This window comes from Sphingomonas endophytica (assembly GCF_014199415.1).
GTDB classification, from domain to species: Bacteria; Pseudomonadota; Alphaproteobacteria; order Sphingomonadales; family Sphingomonadaceae; genus Sphingomonas; species Sphingomonas endophytica.
Genome location: NZ_JACIJN010000009.1, coordinates 92,328 through 108,976, shown reverse-complemented (window position 1 = coordinate 108,976; position 16,649 = coordinate 92,328). Strand labels below are relative to the sequence as shown.

Here is a 16,649-nt window from a genome sequence, read left to right as displayed (position 1 = left end):
CCGTGCCGGACCTTCTTCCCGGATAAGGGCAGGGGGCAGAAATTTTCGGTTCGGGGCGGCAATCCGCATTCACGACATTCGGGACGGAAGCCGCATGGCTGGCCGGGCTGACCGGCTGGATGGTGCTGGGCGCGGTCGTCATCGCGGTGGCGGTCGGCGCGCTGATGTTCGTCGCGCAGCGCAGCCGCGACGGCGCGATCACCCATCAGCAAGGGATGCGGCTGGTGCTGTGGGCAGGCGGCGTCGTGCCGACCGTCGTGCTGCTGGCGCTGCTGATTTCCACGCTGCCCGCGATGCGCCCGATTGCCGTAAAAGCCGACGACCTGCGGATCACCGTCACCGGCGAGCAATTCTGGTGGCGGGTCCGCTACCAGCCCGCCGGGCAGGCGGCGATCGACGATTCCAACGAGCTGCGCGTGCCGGTCGGGCGCAATGTCGAGCTGCTGCTGGAAGCGGGCGACGTGCTGCACAGCTTCTGGGTGCCGGGACTGGCGGGCAAGCTCGACATGGTGCCGGGGCGGACGAACAAGCTGGTCGTCCATGCCACCCGCGCCGGACGGTTTCGCGGGCAATGCGCCGAATTTTGTGGATTGAGCCACGCGCTGATGGCGTTCGACGTGGTGGCGATGGAGCCGGCGGCGTTCGACGCGTGGCTGGCGGCGAGACGCGCCCCGGCGGCGGTCGGCGGTGACGGCGCGCGATTGTTTGCGGCGAACGGCTGTGGCGGCTGCCATACGGTGGCGGGTCTGTCGGACGCGACGATCGGGCCGAACCTGACGCATCTCGGCGCACGCGCGTCGCTGGGTGCGGGGATGCAGAAGCGGACCCACGCCAATCTGGTGCGCTTCATCAAGCACGCGCCGACGGTGAAGCCCGGCGCGCGGATGCCGGCCTATCCGCAATTGAGCAACGACGATGCGGCGACGATCGCGCGCTGGCTGGAGCAATCGAAATGAGCCTCCACGCGCAGGACGATCCTGCCCTCCGCGCCGCGCAGGAAGAACGGCTGCGCGCGGTATGGAAACCGCCGACCGGCTGGTTCTTCCGCTGGACCGACACCAACAACAACCAGGTCGGCGTCTGGTACACGCTGACCGCGTTCGGTTTCATGCTGTTCGCGGGCGTGCTGGCGATGATCATGCGCGCGCAGCTCGCCGTTCCCGAAAACGACCTCGTCAGCCCTGCGACCTTCAACCAGCTGTTCACGCTGCACGGGTCGATGATGATGTTCCTGTTCGCGGTGCCGATGTTCGAGGCGGTTTCGATCATCCTGCTGCCGCAATTGCTGGGCGCGCGCGACCTGCCGTTTCCGCGGCTGTCGGCATTCGGTTACTGGAGCTTCCTGATCGGGGGCGTGTTCGTCACCGGCTCGATCTTCTTCAACGTCGCGCCCGATGGCGGCTGGTTCATGTATCCGCCGTTCACCACCCGCACCGATCTGTCGGGGCTGGGCGCGGACATCTGGATGCTGGGGCTCAGCTTCATCGAGGTGTCGTCGGTGGCGGCGGCGGTCGAGCTGATCGTCGGCGTGCTGAAATGCCGCCCGCCGGGGATGCGGCTGAACCTGATGCCGCTCTACGCCTGGTACATTCTGGTCGTGGCGGTGATGATCCTGTTCGCCTTCCCGCCGCTGATCGCGGGCGACGTGCTGTTCGAGATGGAGCGGCTGCTCGGCTGGCCGTTCTTCGATCAGGCCAAGGGCGGCGACCCGATCCTGTGGCAGCACCTGTTCTGGATCTTCGGCCACCCGGAGGTCTATATCGTCTTCCTGCCGTCGATCGCGCTGTTCGCGATGATCGTGCCGACCTTCGCGCGGCGGCATCTGCTCGGCTACCCGTGGATCGTGCTGGCGGCGGTGGGGACGGCGTTCCTGTCGTTTGGGCTGTGGGTCCACCATATGTTCACGACCGGGCTGCCCAAGATCAGCCTCGCCTTCTTTTCGGCGGCGTCGGAGGCGGTGGCGATCCCGACCGGCATCCAGATCTTCGCGTTCATCGCGACCCTGTGGGCGGGGCGCGTCGTGTGGTCGACGCCGTTGCTGTATGTGACCGGCTCGCTGGCGATCTTCGTAATCGGCGGGCTGACCGGCGTGATGGTGGCGATCGCGCCGTTCGACTGGCAGGCGCACGACACCTATTTCATCGTCGCGCATCTGCATTACGTGTTGATCGGCGGGACGCTGATCCCGTTGTTCGGCGGGCTCTATTATTACTGGCCGCTGATCACCGGCAAGAAACTGTCCGACCGGCTGGGGCGCACCGCCTTCTGGTTCCTGTTCGCGGGCGCGAACCTCACCTTCTTCCCGATGCACTTCTCCGGCCTGCTCGGGATGCCGCGGCGCGTGTTCACCTATCCGGCGGAGCTGGGGATCGGCGGGCTCAACATGGCCTCGACGATCGGGTCGTGGGTGTTTGCGACCGGCGTGGCGATCGTGTGCATCGATCTGGCGCTCAGCCCGCGGCGGGAGAAGAGCGAGCGCAATCCGTGGCAGGCGGGGACGCTCGAATGGCTCGCGCATCCGGATGACGAGGATTGGGGCATCCGCTCGGTGCCGCTGATCGAGAGCCGCTACCCGATCTGGGACCAGAAGGACTTCGTGAAGAAGGTCGACGAAGGTCGCTTCTTCCTGCCCGACGCCGAGGAAGGTCGCCGCGAGTCAATCATCACCAGCGTGCTCGATGCGCGGCCCGTACAGGTCATCCGGCTCGGTGGCCCGAGCATCAAGCCGATGCTGACCGCGATCGCGCTGGGCAGCGTGTTCATCCTGACCACCTATCACCTTTATTGGGCCGCGCTGGTCGGCGCGGTGGCGACGCTGGCGATGGTGCTGTGGTGGCTGTGGACCGGCACCGCGGAAATCCCGGAGAAGGATTGCAAGCCGATCGGGCATGGCATCGAGTTGCCGCTGTATATCTCCGGCGCGTCGGCGAGCGGCTGGTGGGCGATGTTCATCACGATGATGGCGGATGCGACTGCCTTTTCGGGGCTGGTGTTCGGCTATTTCTTCTTCTGGACGCGGCACGAGGATTTTCCGCCGAGCGGGGCGGGGCTCGACGGGCCGGGGGCGTTCTGGCCGATGGTCGCGCTGGCGGTGTCGCTGGCCGGGTGGCTGATGACGATCGGCGCGCGGGAGACCAACCGCCGCGGTGCGGTCGGCGCGGCGCGGGCACTGCTGGCGCTGGGTGCGATGGCGTCGCTGGCGGCGATCGGCGCGGGGCTGGCGGGGCCGTGGCTGTCGGGGCTCGCGCCGAAGCTGCACGTCTATCCGGCGATCGTCTGGACCCTGGTGATCTGGACCACCGCGCACGCCGGGGTGGGGGCGATCATGCAGCTCTACACGCTCGCGCGCAGCGTGGCGGGCAAGATGACGCCGAAGTACGACGCCGACGTCCGCAACATCACCGTCTACCAGCATTTCATGGCGCTGACCGCGGTGGTGACCTACGCCACGATCGGCCTGTTCCCGGGGGCGGCATGAAGAACGAAACGCCTCACGGCCCCGAGCGGCGCGGCTTCCGGCACCGGCTGCGCGAGCTGCGCGTCACCTTGTGGACGCTGATCGTCCCGCCGAGCGTGTGGGCGGTGCATTTCCTGTTCTGTTACCTGTGGGTGGCGGTGAGTTGCGCCAAGCTGGGGGCCTTCCCGCGCTTCACCACGGCGTTTGTGATCGGGACGCTGGTGGCGGAGGCGATCATTTTGGCCTCGGGGTGGATCGCGTGGGTGCAGACGCACACCCCCGGTGATCCCGCGCCGCACGATCAGGGGACCGACATCGACCGGCTGCGCTTCCTTGCGGTGTCGACGTTGTTGCTGGCGGGGCTGAGCTTCGTGGCGGTGATCTTCACCGCGGTGCCGGCGTTGATGCTGACGGACTGCCGGTGATCGCGGCGGGGCTCCTGGTGGCGCTGGGCGCGACGGTGCTGGGGTTCGCCGGGCTGGGGATGACCGGGCATATGGCGGCGCATATGGGGGCGGTCGCCGTGGCGGCGCCGATGCTGGCGTGGGGCATGACGGCACCACTCCCGTCATTCCCGCAGAGGCGGGAATCCAGAACCTCTGACGTCGGCGCTTCCATCGACGGACCTGCGCGTCTGGATTTCCGCCTGCGCGGGAATGACGGTGGGGCGGGTGGGCCGCTGGCGTGGGCGACCGTCGAGTTCGTCGTCGTCTGGGCGTGGCACGCGCCGGCGCTGCGTGGGCTGGCGGACATGCATCCGGCGGTCGCGGTCGTCGAGCAGGCGATGTTCCTCGGCGTCGGCGTCGGGTTGTGGCGCGCGGCGGTCGTGCATCCGGCCGGCGGGGTCGCGGCATTGTTGCTGACGTCGATGCACATGACGTTGCTCGGCGCGCTGATCGGGCTCGCGCCGCGCCCGCTCTACGCGATGATGGCGATGCATCCCGCGCCCGGGCTGGGCGCGCTAGCCGACCAGCAACTCGGCGGTGTCGTGATGCTGGTGGTCGGTGGCGCGGCTTATTGTCTGGGCGGGCTGGCGTTGCTTGGCACGATATTGAGGGAGCGCGCGGCGGCATGACGATCCGGCTGACATGGAAGCGCGTGGCCGCCGGGCTGCTCGGAATCGTGCTGGCGGGGCTGCTCTTCGCCTGGTCGGGGGTGTTCAACATCGCCGCCTCGTCGGGGCATTGGGCGGTGACCGAGTGGTTCCTGCACTGGACGATGCGCAATTCGGTCAAGACGCACAGCTTCTTCGACTCGCCAAAGGATCCGATCGCGACCGACGGCGGGCTGGTCAGCGCCGCGGGGCATTTCGCCGCCGCCTGCGCGAGCTGCCACGGCGCGCCGGGCCAGCGGCCGTCCCCGGTGATGCAGAAGGCGATGCCGCCCGCGCCCGATCTGGCGATCAACGCGCGGCAATGGACCGACGCGCAGCTCTTCTACATCCTGCGCCACGGCGTGAAATATTCCGGGATGCCGGCGTGGGGCGCGGCGAAGCGCGATGACGAGATCCGGCGGATGGTGGCGTTCGTCCGCCGCCTGCCCGGGATGACCGCGGCGCAGTATCGCGCGCTGAGCGGACAGGCGCAGGGCGCGGGCACCGCCGACGTCCGCGCGCTGGGCGACAACGTGCTCGCCGGGTGCGTCGCGTGCCACGGGGCGGACGGGCGTGGACGCGGGCAGCCGGACATCCCGATCCTCGGCGGGCAGCATACAAGCTATCTGGCGGCGGCGCTGGCGGCCTATGCCGACGGACGCCGTGCGAGCGCGGTGATGGGCAATGCCGCCGCGACGTTGACCGCTGACGAGCGCCATGCGCTGGCGGCGCATTTCGCCGCGCTGCCGGGGCTGCGCCGCGACGCCACCCCAGCCGGCGACCCGCGCGCGCGGGTGATCGTCGAGCGCGGCCTGCCCGAACGCCAGCTCCCCGCCTGCGCAAGCTGCCATGGCGCGGGCAAGCCGCAGCCGTTGCTGGTCGGGCAGCGCGCCGACTATATCGCGGCACGGCTGCGATACTGGAAGGGCGACGGCAAGGAGATCGACGCGCGGCTCCCGCAGAACGTCATGCCGGTGATCGCACGGCGCATCCCCGAGGAGCTGATCGATCCGCTGGCGCGCTATCTGGCGGGCGGGCCGCCTTAGACTTTGGGTTCGTTTCGGAGGAAGGTCGTCATTTCGGGTCGCTAACCGTCTCGCTTTGGTCCAGAACCGCGTGCGCGAGCGGCAACCGGCAGGGAGGCGGCGGTGAGGGCCGAGACACATGACGAGACCGACCTCCTCGAAACACTGGCGCGCAAGAATGCGGTGTTGCAGGCGATCAACCGCATCTTCCACGAGGCGCTGGGCGCGACCAGCGACGAGGCGCTCGGCCGGCTGTGCCTCGCCGTCGCCGAGGACCTGACCGGCGCGTCGTTCAGCTTCATGGCGGAGCTGACCCCGGCGCGCGACCGGCTCCACGATCTGGCGATCAGCGACCGCGCGTGGAAGGTGTTCCGCGAGGTCTGGCCCGACGGGGCGGAGACGATGGTGCCGACCCATCTCGATCTCCACGGCCTGTATGGCCGCGTGATCCATGATGACGCCAGCCTGATCGCCAATGACGCCGCCGCGCACCCCGATGCGATCGGCACGCCGCACGGGCATCCGCCGCTGCAATCGTTCCTGGGCGTGCCGCTGCGCCGGCAGGGCGAGCTGATCGGGGTGATCGGTCTCGGCAACCGCAGCGGCGGCTTTCGCGACATCGACCGGCTGGCCGCGGAGGAGCTGGCGCCGGCGATCGTCCAGGCGCTGGGCGGCAAGCGGGCCGAGCTGGCGCTGCGCGAGAGCGAGGACATGCGCCGCGTGAGCATGGAGCTGGTCCCGGCGATGCTGTGGCGCACCGACCAGAGCGGCAACAACAAGATGAGCGAAAGCCAATGGGCCGATCTCACCGGGCAGGATGAGCGCACCGCCGCCGACTGGGGCTGGCTCGAGGCGGTTCACCCCGAGGACCGCGCCGCGACCGAGGCGGCGTTCCGGCGCTCCTATACGTGCAACGAGTCGCTGGAGCAGCAATTGCGGCTGCGCGACCGCGATGGCGAATATCGCTGGTTCCTGATGCGGCAGGTGCCGCGGCGCGCCGCGGCCTCGTCAGTGACGCACTGGTTCGGCGCGGCCACCGACGTTCACGACATGCATCTGCTCGAAGAACGCCAGCGGCGGCTGGTCGCGGAATTGCAGCATCGCGTCCGCAACATCCTGACGGTGGTCCGGTCCGTCTTCGCGCGCACCGTCGAGGCGGGCGGGACGCTGGACGATGTGGCCGACCATTTCCGCGGGCGGCTCGACGCGCTGGCGCGGACACAGGCGATCGTCACCCAGACCGCGAGCGGGAACGTCGATCTCGAAAACCTGATCCGCGACGAGCTGCTGAGCGTCGGCGTCGCCGATGGCGAGGCAGTGACGATCGCCGGACCGGACGTGCCGCTGCCGCCGCGCGCGGCGGAGGCGATCGGGCTCGCCATCCACGAACTTGCGATCAATTCGGTCAAATATGGTGCGCTGAAGCGCCCCGGCGCGCGGCTGCACGTCGCCTGGTCGACCTATGCCGACAAGGATGGTAAAAAGGGCGTTCGGCTGACCTGGACGGAAAAAGGTGTGCCCGCCTTGGCGATTTCCCCTTGCCGTCAAGGCTTTGGCACGGAATTGATCTGTGAGGCGTTGCCATATCAATATGGTGCGGAAACGCAGTTGACGTTCGCGGGCGGCGGGGTGCGCTGCGCGATCGCGCTGCCGCTGCAAGAGGAAGGACGACCATTCTGACCGACTCCCCCACCCTGACCGGCCGGCGCCTGCTGATCGTCGAGGACGAATATTTCATCGCCTCCGATCTGAAGCGCGCGCTCGAGGCGCATGGCATGGTGGTGGTCGGGCCGGTCGGACGCGTCGCCGACGCGCTGGCGCTGATCGAGCGCGAGCCGATCGACATCGCGACGCTCGACGTCAATCTGGGCACCGCAATGTGCTATCCGATCGCTGAGCAGTTGAAGGCGCGGGGCGTGCCGTTCCTCTTCCTGACCGGCTATGATGGCTGGACGCTTCCCGAGTGGCTGCGCGATGTGCCGCTGCTCATCAAACCCTTCGACAGCGCAGCGGTGATCGCCGCGGTGCGCGCGCTGTGTGGACTGGAGAGAGTGACATGATCCGAGGACAGCGGCGCAGCGATGCGCCCGGCATGGCGGTGACGCGCCTGATGGCGCTGGCCCCGCTCGACGGCGCGGCGCTGGATGCGCTGGATCAGGCGATGGAGGACGCCCGCGCGGTGCGCGTCCGCCGCGACATCATCACCGAGGGGCGCGAGATCGTGCAGGCGCAGCTGCTGCTGTCCGGGTGGGCGGCGCGCGTGCGGCTGTTGCCCGACGGGCGGCGGCAGTTCCTCAGCTTCCTGTTGCCCGGTGACCTGATCGGCGCGTGCGATCATCCGCACGCGCTGGCGGTGTCGACGGTGGTGGCGATGTCCGACGTGCTGGTTTGCCCGTTGCCACAGGCCGCGGCGGGGTCGCCGCTGCACGTCGCCTATGCGATCAGCCGCGCGATGGACGAGGGGCATCTGCTCGCGCAGATCACGCGGCTCGGCCGGCTGAACGCGCAGGAGCGGATCAGCGACCTGTTGCTGGAGCTGCACGAGCGGCTGACGCTCAACGGCAGCGCGACCGGCAACGGCTTCGACCTGCCGTTGACGCAGGAGACGCTGGCCGACGCGCTGGGGCTCACCTCGGTCCACGTCAACCGGATGTTGCAGCAGGCGCGGCGCGAGGGCGACCTCCAATGGCGCGTCGGACATGTAAAGCTGACCGATCCCGCCGGGCTGGCGCGCAAGATTGGGCATTTGCCGGTGCGCGTCACGGCGCAGTGACGGGAACCGCGGCGACGGGCGGTTTGCTGGACCGATGATCGAGGAAACGACCGCCAACGCCCGCGCGATGCGGCGCGATGCGCTGGAACGGCGCGGGGCGCTGATCGAGGCGGCACGCGCCTGTTTCGCGCGCTCGGGCTATTTCGTGCCGCTGGAGGAGGTGGCCGATGCCGCCGGAGTCGGGCGCGGCACCTTCTATCGCAACTTCAAGGACCGGATGGCGCTGGCGCTCGCAGTGTTCGAGCGCGAGATCGACCGGATGGCGCCGTTGATCGACCCGACGTTGCCGCTGGACCGCGCGCTCGCCAAGCTGGTCGTCGAGGGGCGCGAGGCGACCGCGCTGTTCGCGCGGCTGGCGATCGACATGCCGCTGGACGGCGAGAATCGCGCCGCCTTCGACGATCTGCGCGCGCGGCTCGAACGGCTGCTGGTGCCGCTCGCCGCGCGGGGGCATCGCGACGGGATGCTCGCGCCGACGATGGGCGCGCACGAACTCGCGATCGCGATGCGGATGCTCGGCGCGCTGGTCAATCCCGCACCGGTCTGCCGCCGCCAGACGTTGCTGGAGGAGGCGTTGGCGCTGGTGATGGCGGGGCTATCGCCGCGCTGACGCCGCCGGATCGGTCCAGCCGAGCCCGAGACTCTTCTGCACCGCGATATAATAATTGGTGAGCTGCGCACGGCCCTGTTCGGCGCCGATCGTCGCGGAGAGCCGCTGGCGCTCGATATCGAGCTGATCGACCAAGGTGCTGGTGCCGGCCCCGACGCGCTGCGCATTGAGCCCGGCAGCGCGGGTCGCGGATTGCTCGGCGAGCAGCAATTGCGCGAGCTGCTGACGGGCGTTGCCGAAGCGCGACAGGCTGGTCTCGGCATCCTGCAATGCCTCCAGCACGATCTGGCGATATTGCGCGTCGGCGGCGTCGCGCTGCGCCTCGGCCTGGCGGACCGCGGCGCGGTTGCGGCCGAAGTCGAGGAACGACCAGTTGAGCATCGGCGCGGCGACCGTCGCCAGCTTCGACGGATCGAGCACATCGCCGACCCCGGTGCCGCCGAGCCCGATGATGCCGAGCAGGTTGAGCGACGGGAATTTGCGTGCGGTGGCGACACCGATCTGCGCATTGCCCGCCGCCAGCGCGCGTTCGGCGGCGCGGATGTCAGGGCGGTGCTGGAGCAGCGCAGCGGGATCGCCGATCGGGACCTGTGCGGGCGGCAGCGGCACCGCGACGACGGTGGCGAGCGTCGGGTCGAGCGCGCCCGGCGCGCGCCCGGTGAGCACCGCGAGCTGGCCCTTGTACTCGTCGATCTGCGCGGCGAGCGGGATGGTCTGCGCGTCGGTGCTGTTGAGCTGGTTACGCAACCGCTCGACCTGCAGCTGCGAGGCGGTGCCGGCGGCGTAGCGTTGCTCGACCAGCGTCAACTGGCGGCGTTGCAGCGCGCTCGATTGCGCGTTGAGGCGCGCGCGGGCCTGCGCGTCGCGGAGCGCGACATAGGCTTGCGCGACCTGTGCCGACAGCGTGACCTGCGCGTCGGCGAGTTGCGCGAAGCGCTGCCCTTCGGTTGCGCGCTGCTGTTCGAGCGTGCGGCGCCCGCCGCCGAACAGGTCGGGCTCCCACGACGCCATCGCGCCGAGATTGTAGAAGTCGAGCGTGGTGTCGCTGTCGCCGCCGCCCTGCTGCCCGCCGCCGAGGTTGGTGCCGGGCAGCCGCGCGTTGAGATAGACAGCGCTGGCGCTGATCGAGGGCAGGCGCGCGGCACGTTGCTGGCGATATTGCTCCTGCGCAGCGCGGAGATTGGCCTGCGCAGCGTCGATCGTCGGGCTGTGCGCGAGCGCGTCGTCGACTAGCGCGTTGAGCGTCGGGTCGGCGAGCGTCTCCCACCATCGCGCGAGCCCCGGCGCGGAAGTCAGCGCCGGATCGGCGGCGCGGACGAACGTGCCGCGCGCCACCGTGTCGGAGGCGACCGCGGGCGGCCCCTTGTAATCGGGGCCGACGGTGCACGCGCCGAGCAGCGCGAGCGTGAGGAGCGGAAGAGCGTGGCGCATCAGTGCATCGCCGCCGGCGCGGCGCCCTTGGGAAGCGGACGAAGGAAGAAGACGAGCGGGAGGACGACCAACGTGCCCATGCCCATGATCCAGAAGATGTCGTTATAGGTCATGACCAGCGCCTGCCCCTGTATCTGCTGGCCGAGCGCGCGGATTGCGGTCTGCGGTCCGCCGAGCGAGCCGGCGGTAGCGGCCATATAATCCTGCACGCGCACCGAATTGGCGTTGAGCGATTCCTCGATCCGTCGCGCGTGGAACCACGAGCGCTGGTCCTGAAGGATCGCGATCCCGGCCAGCGCGAAGCTGCCGCCGAGGTTGCGCATCGCGCTGAACAGTCCGGAGGCGTCGCCGGCCTCGGCGGGCGGGACGGAGCGGATCGCGGCCTGGCTGAGGAACAGCATCGCGAGGATCTGCCCGACGCCGCGCAGCAATTGCGACTCGGTGAAGTCGCTGCCGACCGAATCGATCGTCAGATTGGCGTCGAGCAATGCCGACGCGCCCATGATGAGCAGCCCCGCACCGACCGCGAGCCGGATGTCGACGCGCACCAGCAGGATCGGGACAATCGCCATCATGAACAGGCTGGGGATGCCGGCGAGCAGCACGACCTTGCCTGATTGCAGCGCGTTGTAATTGGCGATCGCGGCGAGGAACTGCGGGATCGCATAGGAGGTGCCGTAGAGCACGACGCCGAGCACCAGGCCCATGATCGCCACCGAGCCGAACTGCCGGTCGAGCAGCAGCCGCAGCTTGATGACCGGGCGGCGCGAGACGAATTGTCCGGCGAGCAATAGCCCGAAGCCCACCACCGTCACCGCGAACATGTAGCGGATCAGCTCGGACGAGAACCATTGCTCGCGCTGTCCTTCCTCAAGGAAGACGGTCAGGCCGCCGAGCCCGAGCGCCAGCCCGGCGATCCCCAGCCAGTCGGCCTCGCGGATCAGGTGCAGCCGCGACGGTTCGTGGCGCAGCCCGATCAGCAGTAGCAGAACGAGGATGCCGCAGATCGGCACGTTGAGGAAGAAGGCATAGTGCCAGCTGATGTTCTCGGTCAGCCAGCCGCCGATCAGCGGGCCGAGCACCGGTCCCATGATCGCGGTCATCCCGAAGGCGGCGATGCCGATCGGCTGTTGCGAGCGCGGCAGCCGCTGCGCGATGATCGTTTGTGCGGTCGGGATCATCGCGCCGCCGGTGAAGCCCTGACCGATCCGGCCGACGATCATCTGCGGCAGCGTGTCGGCCGCACCGCAGATCACCGAGAAGATCGTGAACAGGATCGCAGCGATCAGCAGGAAGGTGCGCAGGCCCAGCAGCCGCTCCAGCCACGCCGCCATCGGGATGATGACGATCTCGGCGACCAGATAGGCGGTCGCGATCCACGTCCCCTCGGTGCCGCTCGCGCCGATCTCGCCCTGGATGGTGGGGAGTGCGGAGTTGACGATCGAAATGTCGAGCGTCGCCATGAACGCGCCGAGCGTGCCCGCCGCGACCGCGAGCCACGCGCCGAGATCGGCGCGCTCCGCCCCGCCGGCGGGCAGGTCGCTGCGCTTCGCGGCCGAAGCGCCGGGGGCCGCGCTGGCCATCGTCAGCGCTCCTGCCGGTTGGCCTTGCGTTGCTCGTCGCGCAGCCGCTCGATCTCGTCCTTCGCCGAGCGGGTATCCACCGTCACCTCGACCGACAGGCCGGGGACGAGCAGGCGGCGGGTCTGCGGCGTCGCCTCCAGTGCGATCCGCACCGGCACGCGCTGCGTGATCTTGGTGAAATTACCGGTCGCATTCTGCGGCGGCAGCAACGAGAATTGCGCCCCGGTGCCGGGCGAGAAGCTGGCGACGCGGCCCTTCAGCTTGATCCCGTCGAGCGCATCGACCTTGATCTCGGCCGGCTGACCGGGGCGCATCAGCGCGAGCTGAGTCTCCTTGAAGTTGGCGGTGATATAGAGCTTGTCGAGCGGCACCAGCGACATCAGCCGCGTGCCGGTGCCGGCATATTGGCCGACGTTGACGGTCTTGTCGCCGACGCGTCCGTCGATCGCGGCGCGGATCAGCGTGGCGTTGAGGTCGACGCTGGCGGCGCTTTGCTGCGCGCGGGCGGCCTGCGCCTGCGCGAGGCCCTGCTTGATCTGCGTCTCGAAGGTGGCGACGCGACGTTGCTGCATCGCGACCGCGGCTTCCTGTGCACGCACCGCCTGCGCGGACTGCTGCGCGGCGAGCTGGAGCTGCGCGAGTTGCTGGCGGGTCTCCGCGCCTGAGGCGGCAAGCGGACGATAGCGCGCGACCTCGGCAGCGTCATGCGCGGCCTTTTCGCGCGCGGAGGCGAGCTGCGCGCGCGCCTGGTCGATCGCGGCATATTGCTCGCGGACCTGCGCGCGGGCGCTGTCAGCCTGCGCGTCGGCGACCGCGATCTGCGCTTCGGCCTGCGCGGCCTGCGCCTGCGAGTTGCGGGGATCGATGCGGACCAGCGGCTGACCGGCGCGGACGTCCTGATTGTCGGTGACGAACACCTCCGCGACGTACCCCGCGACACGCGGCGCGACGACGACCATGTCGGCACGCACCTGCGCGTCGTTGGTGTCCTGCATATATTGTCCGGTCGCCTGGTAGCGCAGGTACCAGATCGTCCCTGTCGCCAACACGGCGAGCGCGACGACGATCAGGATCGTCTTGGCGCGGCCGCTCAGCTTGCGGCGGGTCGGCTGGTCGGCCGACACTGCCTTGGCGTCGGCTGCGGGTTCGTTCGAGGGCTCGGCCGCTTCTGCCATGTGTTCAATTCCGCTTGATGCCGGTCGGCGCCGCTGCGCCGTCCACGGGTTCTAACCGGACAATATGTCCGCTTATAGGCCGGCTGCAAGTTACAATGCTGCAATGCACACACATTGATGAGATTATTGCCGATTATGCTGGGCGCAGCCGTTGCGTCGGGTTACGTTACCGCCACGCGGCGCGATGATGCCGTACAGGGGAGAATGTCGTCGGTGCAGCACGCTTTCGGTCGGAACCTGACCTATGGCCTTCACGAGACGCTGGGCCGTGCAATCGTCGTCGGCGACTATGCCGACAAGCCCTTCCCCAACGAGGCCGATATCGTGCGCGAGCATGGCGTCAGCCGCTCGGTGACGCGCGAGGCGGTGAAGATGCTGGCCGCCAAGGGATTGCTGGGCGCGCGGCCGAAGCAGGGGACGTTCGTCCTTCCCGAGGAATCGTGGAACCTGCTCGACCCCGACGTGCTGCGCTGGTTGCTGGAGCGGGAAGCGTCGATCGACCTGCTGCGGCACTTCAACGAATTGCGCGTCGGCGTCGAGCCGGAGGCGGCGGCGCTGGCGGCGTGCGGGGCAAGCGAGGCACAGCAGGCAGCGATTTCGGCGGGGCTGGCGCGGATGGTCGCCGCCGAGCGCGGCGAGGACGACCCGCTCGATTCCGACATCGCCTTCCACGTCGCGGTCCTCCGCGCGTCGAACAATCCGTTCTTTCTTCAGTTCCGCGAAATGGTCAGCACCGCGCTGCGCACCTCGATCCGCTTCACCAACCAGATCGCAGGCCGCACCGCCAATATCGCCGAACATACCGCCGTGCGGGATGCGATCCTCGCGGGCGACGCCGATGGCGCGCATGCGGCGATGCGCGGGCTGATCGTCAACGTGCTGACGCTGATCGAGCCGCCAGCGGGCGGGTAGAACCTTCATCCGTCATTGCGAGCGTAGCGAAGCAAGCCAGTGCCGGATCACGACGCCCTGGATTGCTTCGCTACGCTCGCAATGACGGCGGGCGAGTCACAGCGTCCGCAGCATCTGCGCCGGACGCGCCCGCAGCGCCGGAATGCTGCCGGCGACACCGATCCCGACCGTCACCGCGCTCGCCAGCCCCAGCGTCGCCGCGACGCGTAGCGCGTCGGGCGCGAACCCCATGTCGAAAACGTGCGTCACGACATACCAGCCCGCGGCGCCGCCCGCGGCAAGCGCCACTGCCGACAACAGCACGGCGAGCAAGGCATATTCGATCGCCTGCGCCGCGAGTACCTGCCGCGTGCTGCCGCCGAGCAGCTTGAGCACCACTGCATCATAGCGGCGCGCGCGCCCGGACGCGGCGACCGCACCGACCAGCACCGCCAGCCCGGCGAGCACCGTCGCCGCGGCGGCGACGCGCACCGCGGTCGCAATCTGACCCAGCAGGGCGGACACCTGCCCGATCACGTCGCCGGTGCGGATCAGCGTCACCGCGGGCATCGCGCGTGCGACGCTGCGCGCGATCGCGCCGTCGCACGCGGGCGGCGCGTAGACGCTAGCGAGCAGGCTGTGCGGCGCTTCCTCGATATAGCCGGGCGAGAAGACGATCGCGAAGTTGAGCCCCAGCCCGCGCCAGTCGATCTTGCGCAGCGCCGCGATCCGCGCCGGCACGTCGACGCCGAGCACCGAGACGGTGATCGTGTCTCCGATACGAAGGCCGAGCGCCTGCGCGGCGCGATCCTCGATCGAGACGAGCGGCGGCCCACGATAGTCGTTGGGCCACCAGCGTCCCGCAACGACCTCGTTGCGCGGCGGGACGGTCGCCGACCAGGTCAGCGTGCGGTCGCCGCGCAGCACCCAGGCGTCGGCGGGGAGCGTCTTGAGCCGCGTGGTCGGCACGCCCTTGATCGCGACGATCGCGCCGCGCAGCGACGGCACCGCCTCGATCCGCGCGTTGGGGGCGGCGGTCAGGACCGCGCGGCGGAAGGTGGCGGCTTCCTCCGCCGGCACATCGGCGGCGAAGAAGCGCGGCGCCCGGGCCGGCGCGCTGCCGGCGAGTTCGGCGGACAGGCTGGCGTCGATCGCCGTCAGCGCGACGAACAGCGAGAAGCCCAGCCCGAGCGCGACGACCAGCCGGTCGGTAGCCGCACCGGGTCGGTGAAGGTTGGCGAGCGCCAGCCGCGGCAGCGGCGCGCGCGGCCGCGGCAACCGCGCCAGCAGGCGGCGCAGCGCGATGCCGACCAGCCAGAGCAGCAGCACCAGCCCGGCGATCGCGGCGACGAACCCGGCGGCGAGCAGATGATCCGCGGCCGACCAGACCGCCAGCCCGACCAACGCCCCGAGCAGCGCCGCCATCGCCGCGAGCACCCGCCACGACGGGCGACCGGTGTCGGCGAGCGCGTCGCGTAGTAATGTCGCGGCGGGGACGCGGCGCGCCTGCGCCAGCGCGGGGAGTGCGAACAGCAGTGCCACCAACGTGCCGAGCACGGCGGCGGTGACGAGCGGGAGCGGGTAGAACGCGAGCCGTGGCGTGATCGGCAGCGCGTCACCCGCGACCCGCGCGACGATCCACGGCACCGCCGCGCCGAGCGCCAGCCCCGGCAGCATCCCTGCCGCCCCCACCAGCGCCAGCTCGATCAGGAACAGCCGTGCGATCAGCGTCGAGCGTGCGCCGAGCACCTTGAGCGTCGCGACCATCTTCGTGCGCGCGGCGAGATAGGCGGTGACGCCGCTGCCGACCCCGACGCCGGCGATCGCCAGCGCGGCGAGCCCGACGAGCAGCAGGAATTGCCCGAGCGTCGCGATCCCGCCGCGCAGCCCGCGCCCGGCATTCTCGGTGGTGCGCGGGGTCCAGCCGGCGTCGGGAAAGCGCGCGGCGAGGCGCTTGCCGGTCGCCTCGGCGCGCGTCGGATCGGCGAGCGCGATGCGATAGCCGCTGCGATACAGGCTGCCGGGCTGGAGCAAGGCGCTGGCGTCGAGCCCGGCCATGTCGACCAGCGCCGGGCTGCCGAGCGCGAAGCCGGCGCCCAGCTTGTCGGGTTCTTCCGCGATCAGCCCGATGACGCGGAACGGCTGCGTGCCGAGCCGGATCGTGTCGCCGACGCGCGCGCCAAGCCGGTCGGCGAGCGCCGGGGCGATCGCGACCTGTGCGCCGTGCGGGCGCGCCGCCAGCGCGCCGGGCGCGAGCCGGAAGCGCCCGACCAGCGGCCAGCGATCGTCGACCCCGCGCAGCTCGACCAACGTATCCTGATCGCCCTTGTGCGCCATCGCGCGCAGCGACACGACCTCCGCGACCGGGCCGGCGGCGGTGAACGCGGCCAGTTCCGCGGGCGTGGCGCGGCGTTGCGAGACGACCAGCTCGACATCGCCGCCCAGCATCGCGCGGCCCTGCGCATCGAGCGCGGCGAGCATCGCGGCGGACAGGCTGCCGATCCCGGCGAGCGCGGCGGTGCCGAGGAACAGGCACATCGCGAGCAACAGCAACCCGCGCCCGCCGCGGCGCAGGTCGCGGAAGGCGAGGGTGGCGGCGATGCTCATGTGC

Annotated in this window: 14 protein-coding genes; 10 read left to right on the top strand and 4 right to left on the bottom strand. The window is 69.9% G+C overall.

Annotation, left to right across the window (positions count from 1 at the left end; genetic code table 11):
• Positions 1-41: 41 nt before the first annotated feature.
• The 9 genes from coxB (at position 42) to FHS97_RS13560 (ending at position 8,958) form a co-directional block, all read left to right on the top strand.
• Positions 42-956 (top strand): cytochrome c oxidase subunit II, encoded by a 915-nt coding sequence (coxB, locus tag FHS97_RS13600; protein ID WP_343053461.1) that lies wholly within the window; start codon positions 42-44, stop codon positions 954-956.
• Positions 953-3,478 carry a cytochrome c oxidase subunit I gene (ctaD, locus tag FHS97_RS13595; RefSeq protein WP_184038863.1) on the top strand — a complete coding sequence of 842 codons (2,526 nt, stop codon included), beginning with the start codon at positions 953-955 and terminating at the stop codon, positions 3,476-3,478. Before coxB ends, ctaD begins: the two co-directional genes overlap by 4 nt.
• The gene (locus FHS97_RS13590; protein WP_184038861.1) at positions 3,475-3,882 is read left to right on the top strand and encodes a hypothetical protein; all 408 of its coding nucleotides are present in this window, start codon (positions 3,475-3,477) and stop codon (positions 3,880-3,882) included. Before ctaD ends, FHS97_RS13590 begins: the two co-directional genes overlap by 4 nt.
• Positions 3,879-4,532, top strand: a complete 654-nt coding sequence (locus FHS97_RS13585; protein WP_184038859.1) for a cytochrome c oxidase assembly protein — start codon at positions 3,879-3,881, stop codon at positions 4,530-4,532. Before FHS97_RS13590 ends, FHS97_RS13585 begins: the two co-directional genes overlap by 4 nt.
• Positions 4,529-5,596: a c-type cytochrome gene (locus FHS97_RS13580; protein ID WP_184038856.1), complete on the top strand. Its 1,068-nt coding sequence runs from the start codon at positions 4,529-4,531 to the stop codon at positions 5,594-5,596. The genes FHS97_RS13585 and FHS97_RS13580 overlap by 4 nt, the downstream gene beginning before the upstream one ends.
• A 102-nt stretch (positions 5,597-5,698) precedes the next feature.
• Entirely contained in the window at positions 5,699-7,255 is a 1,557-nt protein-coding gene (locus tag FHS97_RS13575; RefSeq protein ID WP_184038853.1) for a GAF domain-containing protein, read from the top strand.
• On the top strand, positions 7,159-7,635 hold the full coding sequence (locus FHS97_RS13570; RefSeq protein ID WP_343053460.1) for a response regulator: 477 nt from the start codon (positions 7,159-7,161) through the stop codon (positions 7,633-7,635). The genes FHS97_RS13575 and FHS97_RS13570 overlap by 97 nt, the downstream gene beginning before the upstream one ends.
• Positions 7,632-8,348 (top strand): Crp/Fnr family transcriptional regulator, encoded by a 717-nt coding sequence (locus tag FHS97_RS13565; RefSeq protein ID WP_184038850.1) that lies wholly within the window; start codon positions 7,632-7,634, stop codon positions 8,346-8,348. The genes FHS97_RS13570 and FHS97_RS13565 overlap by 4 nt, the downstream gene beginning before the upstream one ends.
• Before the next feature lie 34 nt (positions 8,349-8,382).
• Positions 8,383-8,958, top strand: a complete 576-nt coding sequence (locus FHS97_RS13560) for a TetR/AcrR family transcriptional regulator (protein ID WP_184038847.1) — start codon at positions 8,383-8,385, stop codon at positions 8,956-8,958.
• Here the strand turns inward: FHS97_RS13560 and FHS97_RS13555 are convergent.
• Genes FHS97_RS13555 through FHS97_RS13545 form a run of 3 tightly spaced genes read right to left on the bottom strand, consistent with a single transcriptional unit; the run spans position 8,944 to position 13,147 of the window.
• Positions 8,944-10,389 (bottom strand): efflux transporter outer membrane subunit, encoded by a 1,446-nt coding sequence (locus FHS97_RS13555; protein WP_184038845.1) that lies wholly within the window; start codon positions 10,387-10,389, stop codon positions 8,944-8,946. The two genes, FHS97_RS13560 and FHS97_RS13555, sit on opposite strands and share 15 nt — an antisense overlap.
• A complete protein-coding gene (locus FHS97_RS13550) occupies positions 10,389-11,972 on the bottom strand; it encodes an MDR family MFS transporter (RefSeq protein WP_184038843.1) in 1,584 nt (527 codons plus the stop codon). The genes FHS97_RS13555 and FHS97_RS13550 overlap by 1 nt, the downstream gene beginning before the upstream one ends.
• Before the next feature lie 2 nt (positions 11,973-11,974).
• Entirely contained in the window at positions 11,975-13,147 is a 1,173-nt protein-coding gene (locus tag FHS97_RS13545; protein ID WP_184038839.1) for an HlyD family secretion protein, read from the bottom strand.
• A 204-nt stretch (positions 13,148-13,351) separates the two neighbouring features.
• Here FHS97_RS13545 and FHS97_RS13540 point away from each other — a divergent pair, with 204 nt between their 5' ends.
• Positions 13,352-14,059 (top strand): FadR/GntR family transcriptional regulator, encoded by a 708-nt coding sequence (locus FHS97_RS13540; protein WP_184038836.1) that lies wholly within the window; start codon positions 13,352-13,354, stop codon positions 14,057-14,059.
• 96 nt (positions 14,060-14,155) lie between these two features.
• On the opposite strand, the gene FHS97_RS13535 is transcribed toward FHS97_RS13540, so the two are convergent.
• A complete protein-coding gene (locus FHS97_RS13535; RefSeq protein WP_184038834.1) occupies positions 14,156-16,645 on the bottom strand; it encodes an ABC transporter permease in 2,490 nt (829 codons plus the stop codon).
• Positions 16,646-16,649: the final 4 nt, after the last annotated feature.